The sequence below is a fragment of the Nocardia sp. NPDC057272 genome (assembly GCF_042668615.1).
In the GTDB taxonomy this organism is placed as follows: Bacteria; Actinomycetota; Actinomycetes; order Mycobacteriales; family Mycobacteriaceae; genus Nocardia.
In genome coordinates this window covers 1-17,751 of the sequence record NZ_JBHUYK010000017.1, presented here as the reverse complement: position 1 = coordinate 17,751, position 17,751 = coordinate 1, and the positions used below count along the sequence as shown (strand labels likewise).

General features: G+C 67.3%; 16 protein-coding genes and 2 tRNA genes. 12 read left to right on the top strand and 6 right to left on the bottom strand.

All coding sequences use genetic code 11. The features are described 5' to 3' along the window. Window positions 1-35 precede the first annotated feature (35 nt). The gene (locus ACFULV_RS21955; RefSeq protein WP_378629965.1) at window positions 36-509 is read left to right on the top strand and encodes a ribose-5-phosphate isomerase; all 474 of its coding nucleotides are present in this window, start codon (window positions 36-38) and stop codon (window positions 507-509) included. Between the two features lie 149 nt (window positions 510-658). Continuing rightward, window positions 659-1,462 carry an Fpg/Nei family DNA glycosylase gene (locus tag ACFULV_RS21950; RefSeq protein WP_378659437.1) on the top strand — a complete coding sequence of 268 codons (804 nt, stop codon included), beginning with the start codon at window positions 659-661 and terminating at the stop codon, window positions 1,460-1,462. Window positions 1,463-1,752: 290 nt separating this feature from the next. On the opposite strand, the gene ACFULV_RS21945 is transcribed toward ACFULV_RS21950, so the two are convergent. After that, window positions 1,753-2,709, bottom strand: coding sequence for a diguanylate cyclase domain-containing protein (locus ACFULV_RS21945; RefSeq protein WP_378629970.1), 957 nt, complete (start codon window positions 2,707-2,709; stop codon window positions 1,753-1,755). Between the two features lie 682 nt (window positions 2,710-3,391). Between ACFULV_RS21945 and ACFULV_RS21940 the strand changes: the two genes are divergently transcribed. The 3 genes from ACFULV_RS21940 to fabG all read left to right on the top strand — a co-directional run bounded on the left by ACFULV_RS21940 (window position 3,392) and on the right by fabG (window position 4,375). Next, window positions 3,392-3,462, top strand: a tRNA-Gly gene (locus tag ACFULV_RS21940). 42 nt (window positions 3,463-3,504) lie between these two features. Next, a tRNA-Pro gene (locus ACFULV_RS21935) sits at window positions 3,505-3,581 on the top strand. Between the two features lie 35 nt (window positions 3,582-3,616). Further along, window positions 3,617-4,375 carry a 3-oxoacyl-ACP reductase FabG gene (gene fabG, locus ACFULV_RS21930; protein WP_378659435.1) on the top strand — a complete coding sequence of 253 codons (759 nt, stop codon included), beginning with the start codon at window positions 3,617-3,619 and terminating at the stop codon, window positions 4,373-4,375. Between the two features lie 7 nt (window positions 4,376-4,382). On the opposite strand, the gene ACFULV_RS21925 is transcribed toward fabG, so the two are convergent. The 3 genes from ACFULV_RS21925 to ACFULV_RS21915 all read right to left on the bottom strand — a co-directional run bounded on the left by ACFULV_RS21925 (window position 4,383) and on the right by ACFULV_RS21915 (window position 8,204). Beyond that, window positions 4,383-4,742 carry a hypothetical protein gene (locus tag ACFULV_RS21925; RefSeq protein ID WP_378659433.1) on the bottom strand — a complete coding sequence of 120 codons (360 nt, stop codon included), beginning with the start codon at window positions 4,740-4,742 and terminating at the stop codon, window positions 4,383-4,385. A 145-nt stretch (window positions 4,743-4,887) separates the two neighbouring features. Continuing rightward, complete coding sequence (locus ACFULV_RS21920; RefSeq protein WP_378659431.1) at window positions 4,888-5,691, bottom strand: metallophosphoesterase; 804 nt, start codon at window positions 5,689-5,691, stop codon at window positions 4,888-4,890. 44 nt (window positions 5,692-5,735) lie between these two features. Further along, window positions 5,736-8,204, bottom strand: coding sequence for a phosphoketolase (locus tag ACFULV_RS21915; protein WP_378659429.1), 2,469 nt, complete (start codon window positions 8,202-8,204; stop codon window positions 5,736-5,738). Window positions 8,205-8,366: 162 nt separating this feature from the next. Between ACFULV_RS21915 and ACFULV_RS21910 the strand changes: the two genes are divergently transcribed. The 5 genes from ACFULV_RS21910 (at window position 8,367) to clpX (ending at window position 13,412) form a co-directional block, all read left to right on the top strand. Further along, complete coding sequence (locus ACFULV_RS21910; protein WP_378659426.1) at window positions 8,367-8,915, top strand: FKBP-type peptidyl-prolyl cis-trans isomerase; 549 nt, start codon at window positions 8,367-8,369, stop codon at window positions 8,913-8,915. 160 nt (window positions 8,916-9,075) lie between these two features. Next, on the top strand, window positions 9,076-10,440 hold the full coding sequence (gene tig, locus ACFULV_RS21905) for a trigger factor (RefSeq protein ID WP_378659423.1): 1,365 nt from the start codon (window positions 9,076-9,078) through the stop codon (window positions 10,438-10,440). A gap of 167 nt (window positions 10,441-10,607) precedes the next feature. Continuing rightward, window positions 10,608-11,183, top strand: a complete 576-nt coding sequence (locus ACFULV_RS21900; protein WP_056821854.1) for an ATP-dependent Clp protease proteolytic subunit — start codon at window positions 10,608-10,610, stop codon at window positions 11,181-11,183. Between the two features lie 43 nt (window positions 11,184-11,226). Continuing rightward, complete coding sequence (locus ACFULV_RS21895) at window positions 11,227-11,889, top strand: ATP-dependent Clp protease proteolytic subunit (protein ID WP_378659420.1); 663 nt, start codon at window positions 11,227-11,229, stop codon at window positions 11,887-11,889. Between the two features lie 242 nt (window positions 11,890-12,131). After that, window positions 12,132-13,412 (top strand): ATP-dependent Clp protease ATP-binding subunit ClpX, encoded by a 1,281-nt coding sequence (clpX, locus tag ACFULV_RS21890; RefSeq protein WP_378629984.1) that lies wholly within the window; start codon window positions 12,132-12,134, stop codon window positions 13,410-13,412. A gap of 67 nt (window positions 13,413-13,479) precedes the next feature. Here clpX and ACFULV_RS21885 read toward each other — a convergent pair whose 3' ends face one another. Then, window positions 13,480-14,295 carry a hypothetical protein gene (locus tag ACFULV_RS21885; RefSeq protein WP_378629985.1) on the bottom strand — a complete coding sequence of 272 codons (816 nt, stop codon included), beginning with the start codon at window positions 14,293-14,295 and terminating at the stop codon, window positions 13,480-13,482. Between the two features lie 474 nt (window positions 14,296-14,769). Here ACFULV_RS21885 and mihF point away from each other — a divergent pair, with 474 nt between their 5' ends. Further along, on the top strand, window positions 14,770-15,084 hold the full coding sequence (mihF, locus tag ACFULV_RS21880; RefSeq protein ID WP_019045768.1) for an integration host factor, actinobacterial type: 315 nt from the start codon (window positions 14,770-14,772) through the stop codon (window positions 15,082-15,084). A gap of 74 nt (window positions 15,085-15,158) precedes the next feature. On the opposite strand, the gene ACFULV_RS21875 is transcribed toward mihF, so the two are convergent. Beyond that, on the bottom strand, window positions 15,159-16,373 hold the full coding sequence (locus tag ACFULV_RS21875; protein WP_378659418.1) for an FHA domain-containing protein: 1,215 nt from the start codon (window positions 16,371-16,373) through the stop codon (window positions 15,159-15,161). Window positions 16,374-16,553: 180 nt separating this feature from the next. On the opposite strand from ACFULV_RS21875, the gene ACFULV_RS21870 reads away from it, so the two are divergent. Further along, window positions 16,554-17,627: a GNAT family N-acetyltransferase gene (locus tag ACFULV_RS21870; RefSeq protein ID WP_378659416.1), complete on the top strand. Its 1,074-nt coding sequence runs from the start codon at window positions 16,554-16,556 to the stop codon at window positions 17,625-17,627. The last annotated feature ends 124 nt before the right edge of the window (window positions 17,628-17,751 follow it).

Below are 17,751 nucleotides of genomic sequence, written 5' to 3'. Positions count from 1 at the left end.
AAACGACTCTAAGCGGGCCTGCGACAATCGCAGCCATGCGCGTTTACCTGGGTGCCGACCATGCCGGTTTCGAACTGAAGAATCACGTCAAGGCTCATCTGCAGGAGGCCGGAGTGGAGGTCGTCGACTGCGGCGCCCTCGAATACGACGCTCTCGACGACTACCCCGCCTTCTGCATCGAGGCGGCCCGACGCACCGTCGCCGACCCGGGCTCGCTCGGCCTGGTCTTCGGTGGCAGCGGCAACGGTGAGCAGATCGCCGCCAACAAGGTCGCCGGCGCGCGCTGCGCCCTGGCCTGGAGCGTCGAAACCGCCGTGCTGGCCCGCGAACACAACAACGCCAACCTGATCGGCATCGGCGGCCGCATGCACTCCACCGCCGATGCGCTCGCCATCGTCGACGCGTTCCTCGCGGCCGCGTGGTCGGACGAGGCGCGTCATCAGCGTCGCATCGACATCCTCGCCGACTACGAGAAGACCGGCATCGCGCCAGAGGTCCCCGCGTACTGAGCCCACCAACTGATTTCGTGAGTACATGGGTAACTCGCCGGGTACGGGCCGACCCGACGTGCACTTCACCGTCGGCCGCATCGCCGACGGTGAACGCACCGAGGTCTGGCCGACTACCCGGAGAGGCAGCCTGAGGAGGGTGTGTTTCTTTGCCTGAGGGGCACACTCTTCATCGGATAGCGCAGCTCCATCACCGACGGTTTTCCGGTGGGGTGGTGCGGGTTTCGAGCCCGCAGGGGCGGTTCGCCGACGGGGCCGCACTGGTGGACGGGCAGGTGCTCGAGCGGGCCGAGGCCTATGGGAAGCATCTGCTGCATCACTATGAGTCCGGGTTGACGGTGCATGTGCATCTCGGGCTGTACGGCACTTTCAGCGAGGTCGAGTTGCCGATGGCGGCGCCGGTCGGGCAGGTGCGTATGCGAATGCTGGGGGCCGCAACGGATTTCGGCACCGATCTGCGCGGGCCCACGGCGTGCGAAGTGCTGATGCCGCCCGAAGTGGACGCGCTCACCGCACGCCTCGGCGCCGATCCGTTGCGCGCCGACGCCGACCACGAACGAGCGGGTGCGCGAATCCGGCGCTCCCGCAGGGCGATCGGCGCACTGCTGATGGACCAGGCCCTGATCGCCGGCGTCGGCAACGTCTACCGCGCGGAAGTCCTTTTCCGCCACGGCATCTCGCCCTTCCGCCCCGGCACCTCGATCACCCCGACCGAATGGGACGCCCTCTGGGCCGACCTGGTCGACCTCATGCCGGTCGGCGTCACCACCGGCCGCATGCACGTGGTCCGTCCCGAACACGACACCGGCGCACCGTCATACACCAAGGACCGCCCCCGCACCTACGTCTACCGCCGCCAAGGCGAACCCTGCCGAGTCTGCGCCACCCCCGTCGCACACAAGGTCATGGAAGCCCGAAACCTCTTCTGGTGCCCCACCTGCCAGCCCCGCTGACAGCGCCGAAGCGATTCCCGCTGGTGTGCCAGTGTTCTGGCAGCACCGCACCATTTTTCGGCTCGGCGGCGTTGCTCAGTGTGCTCCACTGATCGTCGTGGTGCGCAGATGCGACACCGCCGACGATAGGTCTGCCGTAGCGGTCGACACCCCGGCCAGGCTGCGGTCAACTGTGACGCGCCGTAGCCGGCCGGTGCCCCCGGTGCCGAGTACGGACTCCATCGATGTCACAAGTCGACCGGTCGAAATCGGCTGAGCCGGACCGCGAAGTGCAGGCTTCGCGATCCGACTCAGCCGGCGACCGCCGTTCCCAGTTCGGGGTCGCCCGATTCAGCGAGCGCGAAACGCCGCCCGCCCGCCGATTTCGCCGAGTACATCGCGCGGTCGGCGCGACGCAACAGGTCGGTGAAATCGCACGTCTTTCCCGGTGGGCAGAAAGCGGTGCCCACGCTGGCCGAAACCGGCACGGGGCCCGCGCTCGACCACACCGGGTCGCGCAGTGCGGCGACCACGCGGTGTGCCAACTCGCCGAGGGTGTCGCGGCGGGGGTTGGCCGCCACCACGAACTCGTCGCCGCCGTATCGGCAGATCACCGTGTCGGGCGGGCACACCTCACGCAAGCGGTTGGCCAGTTCGACCAGTACCTCGTCGCCGATCGCGTGTCCGTAGCCGTCGTTGATCTGTTTGAAGCGGTCCAGGTCCACCACCAGCACACCGACACCGCGGCTCGGGTCGGCGGCGAACGCGCGCACCCGTTCTTGCAGCAGCGTGCGGTTCGCGAGATCGGTGAGGGCGTCGTGGGTCGCCTCGTGGCGCAAGCGGTGCTGCAGCGCGGCGATCTCCTGTACGCGCAGTGACACTTTCGCCGAGATGTTCTGTTCCTGTTGCGCCAGAGCGCGTTCCTGCAGAGCCTGTGCGTAGCTGTCGATGGCCTGGCTGGCCACCAGCGGCCAGCGGGTCGCCACCAGCGAACCCGGAACCCCCGAGGGGAAACCGAGCAGCCAGCGACTGGCGTGGGCCAGCATCCTGGTGCGTTCGAACGGCGCCTCGGCCAACCGCGCGCCGAGCTTGCGCGCCTGTGGAACCGGGAACGGTTCGGTCCGCGCCAGGTGCAGCAGCCGCTCGACGATGTCGACGAGCACCGGCTCCAACTGGTGCGGCGCCGTGGAAGAGCCCGGTTCGGCGCATACCGCGCGGGCCCAGGCGCGGGCCATCGCGGCAACCGGTGGCTCGATGTGGACAGTCATCGACATCACCGGCGGTCGGTGGCGACGAACTTGCCACCTCGATCATTCGCACTGCTACGCGGTTGGGTCCACCGAGTTCGGCACACGCTCACCGCCCCCTTTCCAGATACCCCCGTCCGGCAAAAAGGATCCTAGCAAGCCACCCGAGACTGAAAAGTCACGTTCTGCAACGCGTTCTCTGGTCTCTCGCGAATGGCGATTCGGTATGACATCGCTGCAGCGTCTCCGGCGTTACACATTTCCCGAAAAGAAATTTCGGGAGCCGAAACGTGCAGCGTGATGCCCTCCGCTGGGCGGTGGACGTTGCGTCGCCATGGGTCCCTCCTGGCACGGGGTGCGAGTCGTGACGATGTGGCAGTAGTCGTCACGCGCACTCTCATGGTGGCCTACTCGCCGCCCACGTGCCGGGTTTTTAAGGAAAATTCTCCTATTTAATCCCCCGGTGGAGCAGGCGCCGGTCCCCATGGGCGCATCAACCATCGTCGCCGGGAGGGGGTTTCGGGGATAGGGTCATTAGGCCCTAATCGGGCACAGCGAGGGTTGGTCGCGTGGGAGTGGGGTACACCGGCAGCCGACACGCATCAATCGGGCAGGCAGGGGCCGGATTGGCATTTTTCGCGCGGGGTTCGGTACAGTCGTGGCGCACACGACATCGTGGCGATCCCATCGATGTCGTATGCCTGCGGGTGTAGTTCAATGGTAGAACCTCAGCCTTCCAAGCTGATGGTGCGGGTTCGATTCCCGTCACCCGCTCAAACATGTATTGCCTCCACGGTGCTCTCGCCGGTGAGGTATCGGGGTGTAGCGCAGCTTGGTAGCGCATCCGCTTTGGGAGCGGAGGGTCGCAGGTTCAAATCCTGTCACCCCGACCATCACCATTCGCCCAGCTCAGGCTTGTAGGAGACGGATGCCCACGCAACGCAAGGTCGCGATCGTCACCGGAGCCGCCCGTGGCATCGGCGCCGCAGTGGCCACGAAGCTCGCCGCCGACGGATACGCCGTCGCCGTCCTCGATCTCGACGAAGCCGCGTGCGCGGGCACCGTCGCCGCCATCGAGGCCGCCGGGGGCGCCGCCCTCGCGGTCGGCGCCGACGTGGCCGACGAAGCGGCCGTCACCGCCGCGGTGGAGCGGATCGCCACCGAGCTCGGCGCGCCGACCGTACTGGTCAACAACGCGGGCGTGCTGCGCGACAACCTGCTGTTCAAGATGTCGGTCGACGACTGGGACACCGTCATGAACGTGCACCTGCGCGGTGCCTTCCTGATGACCCGCGCCGTGCAGAAGCACATGGTCGAGGCGAAGTTCGGTCGCATCGTCAATCTGTCGAGCACCTCGGCGCTGGGCAATCGCGGCCAGGCCAACTACTCCGCGGCCAAGGCGGGCATGCAGGGGTTCACCAAGACCCTCGCCTTCGAACTCGGCAAATTCGGCGTCACCGCCAACGCGATCGCGCCCGGCTTCATCGAAACCGAGATGACCGCGGCCACCGCCGCCCGGGTCGGCGCGGACTTCGAGGCCTTCAAAGCCGCCGCGGCCGCGCAGATCCCGGTGAACCGGGTCGGCACACCCGAAGACATCGCCAACACCGCCGCGTTCTTCGTGAGCGAGGGCGCAGGCTTCGTCTCGGGCCAGGTCATCTACGTGGCCGGTGGCCCGAAGGACTGAACGTCGGTCAGGCGCAGCCGAACCGGAAGTCCGCCCGCGCCTCCGTGCCCGCGGCCACGGTGACCCGCACCGGCTCGGTGACGGCCAACCCGCAGCCGCCGGGCACAGTCACCACCTTCGCCTCGTAGCACCCCGCGGGCAGCGCCACCGTGGCGCGCCCGTCGGCCCCGCTGACCAGCGTCGCGACCACCTGCTTCGCATCGCACGGCGTCACCTCGATATCGGCGCGGTTCACCGGAACCGGCTCCCGTCCGGTGAACGTCCACGCCGTCAGCGTCCCCGTCCCCTGCGGTGCTGGATCGGCGCTCGCGACACCGCTGACCATGAGCGGAGCGAGTACGGACAGAGCGAGAAATGTACGGCGCATGAACCTCTCCTCGTCGATGAGTCGGGTCGTCCGCTGCTGATGGTAGGCCCAACAGGATGGAAATCCGCACGTCACACCCGGGTTCGACGTTGACGATTCGGCGACGGATCCCGGCGCCCGGCGTTGCGGTGTCCCGTCGACAGGCTCAGTCGGGCACGGGCGTGATGCCCGCGCGTTCACTCCAGACCTGCTCGGCGGGGACGGAGATCGTGGTCATCTCGGGGTAGCGCAGGGCGGAGAGGGTGCCGCCGAAGACGGCGCCGGTGTCCAGGCAGAGGGTGTTGTTGACCCAGTTCAAGGTGTGGACCGGCGTGTGGCCGTAGAGGACCGTGGCGGTGCCTCGATAGTCCTGGGCCCAGTCGTAGCGGACGGGGTAGCCGTGTTCGTCGAGCTCACCGGTGGGGGCGCCGTAGAGGGCGAAGGAGCGGGCACGGCCCGACGTGCTGCCGTGCAGGCTCTCGGGCAGGCCCGCGTGGGCCACGACCAGCTTGCCGCCGTCGAGGCGGTAGTGGCTCGGCAGGGTGGCGAGGAAAGCGTGTGCGGCCGTACGGAATTCGAGGTCTTCGTCGGCCAGCTGAGACAACGACTGTTCGAGGCCGTGCGCGATGCGGACATTGCGGCCGTCGAGGGCGCGCATCAGCTTGTGATCGTGGTTGCCGGTGACGCACAGGGCGGTTCTCGCGGCCACCATCCCCATCACCAGGCGCAGCACGCCGGGGGTGTCGGGGCCCCGGTCGACGAGGTCGCCGACGAAGATCACGGTGCGCTCGCCGGGGTGGGCGGCACCGATCGGGCGGCCGCGACGGTCACGGTCGAGGACGTAGCCGAGTTCGCCGAGCAGGGTCTCCAATTCGGAGCGGCAGCCGTGGACGTCGCCGATCACGTCGAACGGTCCGGTCAGATCACGGCGATCGCGGGGGAGGAGCTCGGTGCGGCGGGATTCGGTCATATCCCTTCCATCGTCGTGCAGGGCGGGCCCGCGCCGCAACCGCGTTACGGTGCGGTGGGGATCGCCGAGTCGGGCCAGACCCAATCGGCCACGACCGGGATGTCGGCGCCCTGCTCGCGGGTCCAGCGGCGCGCGATCAACCGGGCGTCGACGATCTCCTGGCGCAGACCCGCCGCTCGCTCGCGCAGTCCGGGTACCCGGTCGATCACATCGAGCACCAGATGGAAGCGGTCCAGATCGTTGAGCATCACCATGTCGAAGGGTGTGGTGGTGGTGCCCTTCTCCTTGTAACCGCGCACGTGCAGATTGGCGTGGTTGGTGCGGCTGTAGGTGAGCCGGTGCACCAGCCACGGGTAGCCGTGGAAGGCGAAGATCACCGGGCGGTCGGTGGTGAACAGGGCGTCGAACTCGGCGTCGGGCAGGCCGTGCGGGTGCTCGCCTGCGGGCAGCATGCGCATCAGGTCGACGACATTGATGAACCGAATCCGCAAGTCGGGCAGCCGATCTCGGAGGATCGCCACCGCGGCCAGCGTTTCCAGGGTCGGCACATCGCCCGCGCACCCGAGCACGACATCGGGGGTGGTGCCGGGGTCGTCGTTGTGACACGCCCACTCCCAGATCCCGAGACCGCGCGTGCAGTGCAGCCCCGCCTCCTCGGCCGAAAGCCAGTCCGGCCCCGGCTGTTTGCCCGCCACCACCACGTTCGCGTAGTGCAGCGATCGCAGGCAGTGGTCGTAGGTCGACAGCAGGGTGTTGGCATCCGGCGGCAGATACACGCGCACGATATCGGGGCTCTTGTTCGCCACCACGTCGAGGAAACCGGGATCCTGATGGGTGAACCCGTTGTGGTCCTGGCGCCACACATGCGAGGTGAGCAGGTAGTTCAGGCTGGGGATCTTGCGCCGCCACGGCACCGCCGAGCTGGCATCGAGCCACTTGGCGTGCTGATTGAACATGGCGTCGACGATGTGGATGAACGCCTCGTAGCAGGTGAAGACGCCGTGGCGGCCGGTCAGCAGATAACCCTCCAGCAGGCCCTCGCACATGTGCTCCGACAGCACTTCGACCGCGCGCCCGACCGTCGACAGATCCACATCCCAGCGCCCGACTTCTTCCTGCCAGTCGCGCCCGGTCACCTCGAGAATGTCCTGCAACCGATTGCTGACCAGTTCGTCGGGAGCGAAGGTGAGGAAGTTGTGCGGATTGCGGGCGGTGACATCGCGCAGCCAGCCGCCGAGGACCCTGGTGGCCTCGTGCTGACCCGCACCTGGCGACATCACGTCCACGCAGTAGTCGCGCCAGTCGGGTAGATCGAGGTCGCGAATCAGCAAGCCGCCGTTGGCAACCGGGTTCAGGCTCATCGGATTCGCCGGCACCTGCTCGAGCAGGGCCCGCACCGGCGACCCGTCCTGATCGAACAGTTCCTCCGGCCGGTACGACCGCAACCACAGCTCCAGCACCCGCCGGTGCCCGGAGTCGGTGCGCGCGTTCGGCAGCGGCACCTGATGGGCGCGGAACGTGCCCTCGACCCGTTGGCCGTCCACCACCGGGGGACAGGTCCAGCCCTTCGGCGTGTGCATCACGATCATCGGCCAGCGCGGCCGTTTGGTGTCCCCGTCCTCGCGGGCCGCCCGCTGGAACCGCGCGATCCGGTCCATGCAGGTGTTCATCGCGGCGGCCATCGCCTGGTGGACCGGTGCGGGGTCGTTGCCGGAGACGATCAGCGGTTCGTAGCCGTAGCCACGGAGCAGCTCGATCAGTTCTGCCTCGGGAATGCGGGCGAGGATCGTCGGATTGGCGATCTTGTACTCGTTGAGCGCGAGGATCGGTACCACCGCGCCGTCGCGCCCCGCGTTGAGGAATTTGTTCGCGTGCCAGCTGCCCGCCAGCGGACCGGTCTCGGCTTCGCCGTCCCCGACCACGCAGAACACGACGAGATCGGGGTTGTCCAGGGCGGCGCCGTAGGCGTGCAGCAGGGAGTAGCCGAGCTCACCTCCCTCGTGGAACGACCCCGGCGTCTCCGGCGCGCAGTGGCTCGGCACACCGCCGGGGAAGGAGAACCGGTGGAAGAATGTGCGCATGCCGTCGACGTCGCGGGGGATGTCCGGTTCGAGCTGGGCGTAGGCGTCCTCCAGCCACGCGCAGGCGTTGGGACCAGGGCCGCCGTGACCGGGGCCCGCGACATAGACCGCGTTCAGGCCGCGGTCCCGGATCACCCGATTGGCGTGGGCCCACACCAGATTCAGGCCGGGCACGGTGCCGAAGTGGCCGAGCAGGCGCGGCTTGATGTCGTCGGGGACCAGCGGGGTGCGCAGCAGCGGATTGCTCATCAGATAGATCTGGCCGACCGCGAGATAGTTCGACGCCCGCCACCACGCGTCGACGGCGACGAGTTCCTCGCGCGAGAGCGGACCGGGCGCATCGGTGAGGACGTAGGGCTTCGGGGCGATGGTCTCGCCCTGACCGTCTCCCACATTGTCCGCCGCGGTGTCGCCCACGGTGGTTTCGGTCATCGCGGACTCCTCGAACTCGATGAGGTCACGGCGCCGTCCGCGCCGCGGGGGCCTGCACGGGCGCCGATCGAGGACCGGCGGCACCGGTGGAGAAACGCACCGCCGAGCCTACCGTCGTGCCGGTTCCCGACGCCGCAACGGCGGTCGATTACTCTGCGGGCCATGCATTCTCTCGGCAGGATCATCGGAATCGGACTCGTCGCGGCCGCCGCGATCACGACAGCGGCCTGCGGCTCCGACACGGATTCGAGCAGCGCGCCGAGCTCGAGCGTGGCCGGCGGGAGCTCCGCGAGCAAGGGTCGCGAATGCACCGCCGACGACGTGAAGGTCAGCGGTGGTTACGGCGAGGCGCCCAAGATCACCATCCCCGACAGCTGTGACCCGCCCAAGACCCTGATCACCAAGGACCTGGTGGTGGGCACCGGGCCGGGCGCGGTGGCCGGACAGCCGCTGACGATGAACTACGAGCTGGTCACCTGGTCGGACAAGCAGGTACTCGACAGCTCCTTCCAGCGCGGCAAGCCGTTCGGGCTCACCCTCGGCGCGGGCCAGGTCATCCAGGGCTGGGACGAGGGGCTGATCGGCGTGCAGCAGGGCACGCGCAGGCTGCTGATCGTGCCGCCGAACCTCGGCTACGGCGAGGGCGGCAACGGGGTGCCGCCGAACGAGACGTTGGTCTTCGTGACCGACGCCGTGCAGGTCGGCCGCTAGCGGCACCCTCAACCAAACACCGATTGCGCGACCGCGCGGGCGGTCAACTACCCTGGTCGGGATGCGCATTGTGCGCCGCACCTGGCTTAGCCGTGCCTGACTATGGCGCGTCGCCCCCTGTGGGGACACCACCATGAACTACGAACCAAGGAGTATGTCCGTGAAGAGCACCGTCGAGCAGCTGAGCCCGACCCGGGTCCGGATCAACGTCGAGGTGCCCTTCGAGGAGCTGAAGCCCGACTTCGACAAGGCCTACAAGGCGCTGGCGCAGCAGGTCAAGATCCCCGGCTTCCGTCCCGGCAAGGCTCCGGCCAAGCTGATCGAGACCCGTGTCGGCCGTGGCGCCGTGCTGGAGCAGGTCGTCAACGACGCGTTGCCCGCCCGCTACGCCGAGGCCGTGCAGGCCACCGAGGTCAAGGTCATCGGTCAGCCCGAGATCGAGATCACCAAGATCGAAGACGGCGAAGAGCTGGCGTTCACCGCCGAGGTCGACGTGCGCCCCGAGATCGCCCTGCCCGACTACTCGGGCATCGAGGTGACTGTCGATTCCTTCACCATCGCCGACGACGACATCGAGGAGCAGCTCACCTCGCTGCGTCAGCGCTTCGGCACCCTCACCGGCGTCGAGCGTGCCGTGGCCGATGGCGACTTCGTGTCGATCGACCTGTCGGCCACCGTCGACGGTGAGGACGTCCCCGAGGCGGCCACCACCGGCCTGTCGCACGAGGTCGGTTCGGGTCAGCTGATCGAGGGCCTCGACGAGGCCGTCATCGGCCTGAAGGCCGGCGAGTCCGCCGAGTTCACCTCCACCCTGGTGGCGGGCGACCACGCTGGCAAGGAAGCCCTGATCACCGTCGCCGTGCAGTCGGTGAAGGAGCGCGAGCTGCCCGAGGCCGACGACGAGTTCGCCCAGCTGGCCAGTGAGTTCGACACCATCGACGAGCTCAAGGAAGACCTGAAGGGCCGCGTGGAGCGCGTCAAGAAGGTCGAGCAGGCCGGTTCGATCCGCGACAAGGTGCTCGACACCCTGCTCGAGACCGTCGAGGTCCCGCTGCCCGAGGCCGTCGTCAAGGCCGAGGTCGACGCCGTGGTCCACGACGCCGTGCACGGTTTCGACCACGACGAGGCCAAGCTGGCCGAGGCGCTCGAGGCGCAGGGCTCCTCCCGCGAGGAGTTCGACAAGGACACCCAGGAAGCCGCCGAGAAGTCGGTGAAGACCCAGCTGCTGCTGGACGCCATCGCCGAGGCCGAGAACACTCAGGTCGGCCAGCAGGAGCTGACCGAGCGAATCCTGTTCCAGGCGCAGCGTTACGGCATGTCGCCGGAGCAGTTCATCCAGCAGGTCCAGCAGGCGGGTCAGCTCGGCGCGGTCTTCGCCGACGTGCGACGCGGCAAGGCGCTGGCCGGAGTTGTCGGTCAGGTGAAGGTTACCGATTCCGACGGCAATGTGGTCGACACCACCGAAATGTTCGGTGACCCTGCGGATTCCGCTGAAATCGAGCTGGACGAAGCCGCTGCTGAGTAGGTTTCGGCGGCGTGATTTGATTGCGCTGTGAGCGAAGAAGGGCGGTACCGGGAGTTCGGTGCCGCCCTGCTTCGTTAGTGTTTGTGACGACGAACCGTATTCGTATGGCCGTAGCAATCGGTGAGAAGAGAAGGCAGGTATCCGTGACGATCAACCAGGCAGGGGTCATGACAGCCGCTACCGCTGGACTCAACCTCAGTGATTCCGTATACGAACGGCTGCTTCGCGAGCGCATCATCTTCCTGGGCACCCAGGTCGACGATGAGATCGCGAACAAGATCTGCGCGCAGATCCTGCTGCTCTCGGCCGAGGACGCGACGAAGGACATCGCGCTCTACATCAACTCGCCCGGTGGCTCGGTCACCGCGGGCATGGCCATCTACGACACGATGCAGTTCGCCGAGTGCGACATCAAGACCGTCGCGATGGGTCTGGCCGCATCGATGGGACAGTTCCTGCTCACCGCGGGTACCAAGGGCAAGCGTTTCGCGCTGCCGCACACCCGGATCATGATGCACCAGCCGTCGGCGGGCATCGGTGGTTCGGCGGCCGATATCGCGATCATGGCCGAGCAGTTCGCCCACACCAAGCGTGAGCTCAACGAACTGCAGTCGCTGCACACCGGCAAGTCGGTGGAGCAGGTGACCGAGGACGCGGACCGCGACCGCTGGTTCACGGCGAAGGAAGCCCTGGAATACGGCTTCATCGACCACGTGGTCGCGCACGCGAACCAGGCGAAGTAACCGCCGCCGTCCCCCCTCACACCAGACAAGCTTGGAGATAAAGATGGCCAACCTCTTCGACCCGCGCGCCGGCCACGGCTCCGGTGCGAGCCTGCCGCAGTCGCGCTACATCCTGCCGCAGTTCACCGAGCAGACTTCGTTCGGCGTCAAGACCTCCGACCCGTACAACAAGCTGTTCGAGGAGCGCATCATCTTCCTGGGCAACCAGGTCGACGACGTGTCGGCGAACGACATCATGGCGCAGCTGCTGGTGCTGGAGTCCCAGGACCCCGACCGCGACATCACCATGTACATCAACTCGCCCGGTGGTTCGTTCACCGCGCTGATGGCGATCTACGACACCATGCAGTACGTGCGCCCCGACGTGGTGACGGTCTGCCTGGGTCAGGCGGCCTCGGCCGCCGCGGTGCTGCTGGCCGCGGGCGCTCCCGGCAAGCGTGCCGCACTGCCCAACGCGCGCATCCTGATCCACCAGCCGTCCTCCGGCGGTGTGCAGGGTCAGGTGTCCGACCTCGAGATCGCCGCGGCCGAGATCGAGCGGATGCGTCGCCTGATGGAAGTCACCATCTCGCGCCACACCGGCAAGCCCGAGGAGCAGGTGCGCAAGGACACCGACCGTGACAAGATCCTGACCGCCGAGGAAGCCAAGGAATACGGCATCATCGACCAGGTCTTCGATTACCGGAAGCTCAGCGGACAGAAGTGACACGCCCGGGCCCGCTGTCCTGATCTGGGCGGCGGGCCCGGCTTTTTCACCCGCGGTGGCTCACAATGGTGAGGACCCGCACAACCCTTCACATCGAACATGCGCGAGTTGTCGACCTGTCTCGCGCACACCAGGTACGGTCGACTCAGGGACCATTGCTCTGATTGACGGCACCGAGACGTATTTCCGGCCCAATCGGGGGACGACGGTCGCACTCGGACAAGGAAGTAGGGACCTACGAGATGGCGCGCATCGGAGACGGCGGCGATCTGCTGAAGTGCTCGTTCTGCGGAAAGAGCCAGAAGCAGGTCAAGAAGCTCATCGCGGGCCCTGGGGTGTATATCTGCGACGAGTGCATCGACCTGTGCAACGAGATCATCGAAGAAGAGCTGGCCGAGTCGAGCGAAGTGAAGCTCGACGAGTTGCCCAAGCCTTCGGAGATCCGGGATTTCCTCGAGAACTACGTGATCGGCCAGGACACCGCCAAGCGGACCCTCGCCGTCGCGGTCTACAACCACTACAAGCGCATCCAGGCGGGTGACAAGGGCCGCGACAGCCGCGGTGAGGCCGTCGAGCTGATGAAGTCGAACATCCTGATGCTCGGCCCCACCGGTTGCGGCAAGACCTACCTCGCGCAGACCCTGGCCAAGATGCTGAACGTGCCGTTCGCCATCGCCGATGCCACCGCGCTCACCGAGGCGGGCTATGTCGGTGAGGATGTCGAGAACATCCTGCTGAAGCTGATCCAGGCCGCCGACTACGACGTCAAGCGCGCCGAGACCGGCATCATCTACATCGACGAGGTCGACAAGATCGCCCGCAAGAGCGAGAACCCGTCGATCACCCGCGATGTGTCGGGCGAGGGTGTGCAGCAGGCGCTGCTGAAGATTCTGGAGGGCACCCAGGCGAGTGTGCCGCCGCAGGGCGGCCGCAAGCACCCGCACCAGGAGTTCATCCAGATCGACACCACCAACGTGCTGTTCATCGTGGCGGGCGCGTTCGCGGGCCTGGAGAAGATCATCTCCGACCGCACCGGTCACCGCGGCATCGGCTTCGGCGCCGAGGTGCGCTCCAAGGCCGAGGTCGACACCGACGACCACTTCGCCGACGTGATGCCCGAGGATCTGATCAAGTTCGGTCTGATCCCCGAGTTCATCGGCCGCCTGCCCATCGTCGCCTCGGTGACGAACCTGGACAAGGAATCGCTGGTCACTATTCTCTCCGAGCCGAAGAACGCACTGGTCAAGCAGTACGTTCGCCTGTTCGAGATGGACGGCGTCGACCTCGAGTTCACCGCCGACGCCCTCGAAGCGATCGCCGATCAGGCGATCCTGCGCGGCACCGGTGCTCGCGGCCTGCGCGCCATCATGGAAGAGGTCCTGCTGCCGGTGATGTACGACATCCCCGGCCGTGACGACGTCGCCAAGGTGGTCGTGAACGCCGACACCGTCATCGACAACGTCCTCCCGACGATCGTGCCGCGCAAGGCGCAGCGTCCCGAGCGTCGCGAGAAGTCGGCGTAACAAACCAACGGCAAAGGGCCCCTTCGGATCTGATCCGGAGGGGCCCTTCGCTGTGTGTCGATGGAAGCTAGCTGACGGCCGGATTACCCAGGCTCGGCGCGGCCAGGGGATCGTCGGCGTCGTCGGCCGGGATCTCCGCGCTGGCACGGACGATCGCGGTGCTGTAGCGGGCGCTGGCGGCATTGTGGATGAGCAGGGCGACACCGATCATCACCGGGGCCACCGCGTGCACAGCGGCGTCGTACCAATGCTGTGCGCTCAGGTGTGGATAGGTGTTGAGGGCGATGGTCAGCGTGAGCAGGAACAGCTCGGCGATCAGCACCTGGTTGCGGTTGCCCATCACGCCCCACTCGGCCACCCGTGTGGTGCCGATCATGATGATGATCAGGCACACGCTGATCATCGCCTCCAGGCCGAAGCTGGCCCAGTAGAGCGGGTCGGTGGGTCCGCCGGGGGCGATGTTGTGCTGGACGTTCACCGCCGACCACAGCATGCCCGTGATCACCACGCCGGCCAGTGCCCGCAGCGACCAGGTGCGGTGCTGATAGAGCGAGGCGAGGCGAGCGCGCGGGTTGGACTCGCGACGTTGCGCGGCGATGGCCTTGCGGGCCAGCATCAGGTCCGACATCTCGGCCCGCTCCAGCTCCGCGGTGGTGTCACGCAAGCGGTCGGCGTGCGAGGAGGCGGCCTTGATGTGCTTCCAGCGCTGATCGCGCTCGTAAGTACGGATCTTTTCGGCGAGTTCGCGCTCGGCGCGCAACTCGTCTTCGGACAGCGCGTCGGTCAGTGCGGGGTCGGACTGATAGGCGATGCGACGCCTGGCCCGTTCCACCCGCACGGGCAGAGCGGTGACCTCGTGGTCGAGCGGGTGTTCCTCGCGCATCGCAACTCCAGGTAGCAAAAGGGTTCGCCGGGTCGCGTCATTGTTGCGCATCGAGCGGGGAGAGAACACCCGCGGGCCCGAATTGCTCGGCCCGCAGGCGCTGAAAATGTCTGGCGCACAACTGTGTAGCTGTCTGTGCAGCGATGCGGGAGACGGTGACGACCGTTCGAGAACGGTCGCGCCCGGGCCGAGGAGCGTCGTTGATCCTCCGTGGTTCGCCGTTGAACCTTCATCCCGTAAAAGTGCTTCTGATGATGTTTCGCTGCTGGTCACCGCGGTGTTACGCCGACCTGAACCGCCCGTCCTTTCGTCCGTTTGGTCCGTCTTGGGAGGCCCTTCACTGAATACGACGGGTTCGGCACGCAAAACTCATCGGCGTATCCTCGCGGTGTGTCGGACTGGTGCTGCCGATTTCGTGCTGTTTACTCGGTCCGTCAATCAGATGTTCGAGTGACGAGTGGAAGCGGAGGAGACATGGCACTGCCTACGATGACCGCCGAACAGCGCACCGAGGCGTTGGCCAAAGCGGCTGCCGTGCGCAAGGCGCGCTCGGAACTGATCGGCAAGGTGAAGGAGGGCAAGGTCACCGTCGCCGATCTGCTCAAGAAAGCCGACAGCGACGACCTGGTGAAGAAGACCAAGGTCGCTGCCGTGATCAAGGCACTGCCGGGCGTTGGTCCGGTCAAGGCCGCCAAGCTGATGGACCAGGCCGAGATTCCCGAGGATCGCCGTATCGGCGGCCTGGGTGCTCGTCAGCGCGCGGCCCTGCTCGACGCCCTCGAGGCCTGAGCCGATTCGCGATCCGACGCCCGTGGAGCTGGATGCACGGGCGTCGGGATGGTCTGTGATTCGCAGTAGGTGATTTACACGCAATAGGTCAGCAGGAAGTCGTTGATCCGCAGGCGCCATCCCGGTTGCAACTCGATCGGGAGGGTGCCGACGCGAGACCAGCGTTCGCTGTCGGGAGCGGCGAAGAAAGTTCCGGAGGTCGCGGGGGCCTCGCGGACGAACACCTTGCCACGGTCGGGGGCGACGAAGGCATGGACCCGCGAGACGAGCCGATCACGTTCGATCAGTATCGGCGTCGCCGCGGAAGCGCGAACCGATTCTTCCCCCGAGGGGTTGCGGCCGAGGACGTAGGGCCGGTCCAGTGGGTAGCTCAGCCCGTCTTCGGTGACCAGGGCGCCGCGCGAACCGCTGTGGGGCGGCGCGCTCTTGCTCAACGCGACCGGTTCGGCGCGTTTGGCGGCATCGAGTGCTTGGGACCAGGCGCGGGGCGCGTTGGCGGCGGGTGAGCTGCGCGGGCCGGTGCTCACGGTGACGCCGTCGGAGTTGCTCGATCCGGTGCCTGCGACATCGCCGGTGGTCGGGCGGCTGCCCGTGCTCACCGTCTCGCTGTCGGGTCGGCCGGCGTCGGGCTGGAAACCGGAGGTCGCGGGCTGGTCGGGTGTCGGCGCCGGGAATCCCGCGGTGGCCGGGAGCGCGTCGCTGGTGTCGGTGGATCGCGCGATCGGCGGGCGCAGGGCTTGGAAGCCGGTGGCTTCCGTCGGTGCGGGCTCGTCGACGGATTCGACCCGGCGCGGCGGGGGATTGCGGCGCCGGCCCAGGTTGAGCACGAAACCGTTGCCGGTGACGATGCCCGCGCGCAGGTCGGTGCGGGGATTGGCGCTGGTGGGGTCGGCCATCTCGGCGCCGACCGCGATCCGGCGGACAGGTTCGCGGATGATCTCGTCGACCCAGGTGAAGGCCCGGTCGCCGGCGAGGCGGCGGTTGCCCTCCGCGCCGGAGATCTCGGCGATCACCGCGCCGCGCAACAGGATCAGCATCCCGTCGGCGGTCGGGGCGAGCACGCCGAAAGGCGGTGGGGCAGAAGCGCCGCCGAACACCACGCCCGCCAGGCGCTGCGCCAGGGCCGCACCGGGTGCGCTCGCCGCGGTGTTGTTGGCGACGGTTTCCACCGCACCGAGTAACCGATCGGTCGACGGTGTCTCCCCGGCCAGATAGACGACGACATCGCCGAATCGAGCGACGATCCCGGTCCCCGGCACGATGGCCACGGTGGACGAATGCGCGTGCATCAACGCCTCCTTGTCGGACTGGCCTTCACCGCTGCCTCGGCCGACCCCGCTGTGCGGCAGACCGCGACCTTGGTCTCCGCCGCCAGCATAGATGGACCGACGCCCGGGGATAAGGTCCGAAGGCAAATTTCGAACGGCGTTCGTACCAAACGATGTTCGTCGGCCGCGTAGGATCGGCGCATGAACGCCGCACCCGTCAGTCGCCGGGCCCGACCGGCGAAAGTCCCGTTGAGCCGCGATCTCGTGATCGAGACCGGACTGCGCATCCTCGACACCGAGGGCGCGGCCGCGCTCACCATGCGCCGGGTCGCCAAGGAACTCGACACCGGCGCCGCGTCGCTGTACGTCTACGTCGCCCATCGCGACGACCTGCTGACCGGCATGCTCGACCACGTTCTGTCCCAGGTCCAGGCGCCCACCGAGGGTGCCTGGCGTACCCGGGTGACTCAGCTGGTCGAGTCCTCGATCGAGGCTCTCGGCCGCCACGACGGTCTCGCGCTCGTCGCCTTCGGACGATTCCCCACCACCGAACACGCCCTCGGGTTGATCGAGCAGTTGCTGGCCCTCCTGCGCGACGGCGGCCTCGATCCCGCGACCGCGACCTGGGCCGCCGACCTGATCTACCGGCATATCGCCGCCGAGTCCGTACAACGCACCGCCGGTGACATCCGTGCGCGCTGGGCCCTGCGCGCGCTGCTCAACGGGATCATCGCCACTCCGGTGGCCGGTGGACCTGCCCGGCTCGCGCGCGAGGACGAGATCGCGGCGCTGCAGGAGATCGAGCGACGGGCCGGTGCGCCGTTCGCCGAGGTGGGCATGACCGCGATTGCCGAGGACGAGCCGCCGTCGCGAGAGGTGTTGCGGGCCTTCGTCGTCGAGGGGCGGGCGTGGGTGTGGCCGGACGACAACGATCAGCCGGTCGGCTACCTGGTTCTCGGGCTGGTCGACGGGCAGCCTCATATCGATCAGGTTTCTGTCGACCCGGCTCATGCGGGCGCGCGGATCGGCAAGCGGCTGATCGACCATGCGGTCGCGTGGGCCAGGGACAACGGACTCGAGGAGATCACGCTCACCACGTTCACGCAGGTGCCGTGGAACGGTCCGTACTACGAGCGCCTCGGGTTCAGTTACATCCCGCCCGCTGACGAAACTCCTGGCTTGCGGGCGATACGTGCCAGCGAGATCGCTCATGGGCTTGACGAGTGGCCGCGTGCTTGTATGCGTGCTGAGCTGGAGGCTTGGAGCAGTGACTGATCAGGGGTTCTGGTAGTCCCAGGACGGTTTGAGGCTGTGTTTGTTGGCGCGCTGGCGCGCGCGTGTCCGCGGCCCTGAGGGGCCGCCGGTTAGGCGCCGCGGAATCGCTCCTTCGTCGCATCTC

Excerpts from the sequence above, each read along its gene's own strand:
- ACFULV_RS21915 (WP_378659429.1), bottom strand. The coding sequence starts at position 8,204 with ATGACCGAAACCACCGTGGGCGACACCGCGGCGGACAATGTGGGAGAC.
- ACFULV_RS21900 (WP_056821854.1), top strand. The coding sequence starts at position 10,608 with ATGACAGCCGCTACCGCTGGACTCAACCTCAGTGATTCCGTATACGAA.
- ACFULV_RS21870 (WP_378659416.1), top strand. The coding sequence starts at position 16,554 with ATGAACGCCGCACCCGTCAGTCGCCGGGCCCGACCGGCGAAAGTCCCG.
- ACFULV_RS21945 (WP_378629970.1), bottom strand. The coding sequence starts at position 2,709 with ATGACTGTCCACATCGAGCCACCGGTTGCCGCGATGGCCCGCGCCTGG.
- clpX (WP_378629984.1), top strand. The coding sequence starts at position 12,132 with ATGGCGCGCATCGGAGACGGCGGCGATCTGCTGAAGTGCTCGTTCTGC.
- ACFULV_RS21885 (WP_378629985.1), bottom strand. The coding sequence starts at position 14,295 with ATGCGCGAGGAACACCCGCTCGACCACGAGGTCACCGCTCTGCCCGTG.
- ACFULV_RS21920 (WP_378659431.1), bottom strand. The coding sequence starts at position 5,691 with ATGACCGAATCCCGCCGCACCGAGCTCCTCCCCCGCGATCGCCGTGAT.
- ACFULV_RS21955 (WP_378629965.1), top strand. The coding sequence starts at position 36 with ATGCGCGTTTACCTGGGTGCCGACCATGCCGGTTTCGAACTGAAGAAT.
- ACFULV_RS21925 (WP_378659433.1), bottom strand. The coding sequence starts at position 4,742 with ATGCGCCGTACATTTCTCGCTCTGTCCGTACTCGCTCCGCTCATGGTC.
- ACFULV_RS21910 (WP_378659426.1), top strand. The coding sequence starts at position 8,367 with ATGCATTCTCTCGGCAGGATCATCGGAATCGGACTCGTCGCGGCCGCC.
- fabG (WP_378659435.1), top strand. The coding sequence starts at position 3,617 with ATGCCCACGCAACGCAAGGTCGCGATCGTCACCGGAGCCGCCCGTGGC.
- ACFULV_RS21875 (WP_378659418.1), bottom strand. The coding sequence starts at position 16,373 with ATGCACGCGCATTCGTCCACCGTGGCCATCGTGCCGGGGACCGGGATC.
- ACFULV_RS21895 (WP_378659420.1), top strand. The coding sequence starts at position 11,227 with ATGGCCAACCTCTTCGACCCGCGCGCCGGCCACGGCTCCGGTGCGAGC.
- mihF (WP_019045768.1), top strand. The coding sequence starts at position 14,770 with ATGGCACTGCCTACGATGACCGCCGAACAGCGCACCGAGGCGTTGGCC.